Origin of the sequence: Novosphingobium sp. CCH12-A3, from assembly GCF_001556015.1 — a bacterium.
Classification (GTDB): Bacteria; Pseudomonadota; Alphaproteobacteria; order Sphingomonadales; family Sphingomonadaceae; genus Novosphingobium; species Novosphingobium subterraneum.
In genome coordinates this window covers 1-1,167 of the sequence record NZ_LSIA01000305.1, presented here as the reverse complement: position 1 = coordinate 1,167, position 1,167 = coordinate 1, and the positions used below count along the sequence as shown (strand labels likewise).

The 1,167-nt window shown below is 63.6% G+C and carries 1 protein-coding gene; it reads left to right on the top strand.

The genetic code is table 11. The features are described 5' to 3' along the window. A partial coding sequence (locus tag AX703_RS25200; RefSeq protein ID WP_156452217.1) for a type IV secretion system DNA-binding domain-containing protein occupies positions 1-1,167 on the top strand: 1,167 nt, incomplete at both ends.

The window sequence follows — 1,167 nt, the reverse complement described above, 5'->3', positions numbered from 1 at the left end:
GCAAAATCCTCAACCTCACCCTCCCCTCCGGCGAAGTCGTCCGGGCGCCTGTCGGTATGGTCGCTTCGCACCCCGATGTGGTCATCGCCTGGAACAAGTTGATGCGCGCCATTTGGGGCTCGCTGTTCATCTCGCTCTTCGTCGCGGTGCCGATCGCGGTATGGTTCGTCGACTTCTCCAAGCGGCGCGGCAAGTCGATCCTCGAGGAGCGGCATCAGCGCGGCGCCATGCTGGTTGATGCCGCCGAGCTTACCAATGTCATCAATGCCCACAACCGCGATATGCTCGGCGCAGAGATCGCCGAACGCCTGCCCGGCAAGAGCTTCGACGAGGTCATGAAAATGAGCCTCGCGACCCGCAAGGAGGCGGGCATTCATCACGTCTATTCGATCGCGGGTGTGCCCTTCCCCTGGCGCACCGAACAGGCCCACACCATCATGATCGGCTCGACCGGCACGGGCAAGACAACGCAGATGCGTGCGCTTATTGCGCAGATGCGCGCGCGGCGCGATCGGGCCGTCGTGTTCGATCTCACCGGCGCTTACGTTGAGGCATTCTACAACCCCCAAACCGACACCATCCTCAACCCGATGGATGAGCGCTGTCCGTCCTGGTCGGTGTTCGCCGAAGCGAAGAACCATGCCGACTTCACCGGCATCGCCGCAGCCCTGCTTCCGGCAGATGGCGGCGGTGCCGAGCCGTTCTGGATGCTGGCTGCGCGCACGCTGTTCGTCGAGACCTGCATCAAGCTGATCAAGCTTGGCGAGGCCACCAACCAGGCGCTCGCCAGCAAGCTGATGATGGCCGACCTCAAGGAGGTCCACAAACTCCTAGAGCACACCGTCGCTGATCCGCTGACCGCGCCCGAGGCCGCCAAGATGGCGGAATCGATCCGCGCCGTCTTCAACACCAATGCCCAGGCCCTGCGCTTCCTGCCTGAGGGCAAGGAGGCGTTCTCGATCTCCGACTGGATTCGCGCGGAGAACAAGCCCGGTTCGATCCTGTTCATCACCTCCTCGCACAACGAACTGGTGCTCAATCGGGCGCTGCTCTCGCTCTGGATGAACCTCGCGGTCCACACCCTGATGCGGCTGCCGCGCACCCGGGACCTGCGCACCTGGTTCTTCTTCGACGAGGTCCATGCGTTGCACCGCCTGCCGGCGATCG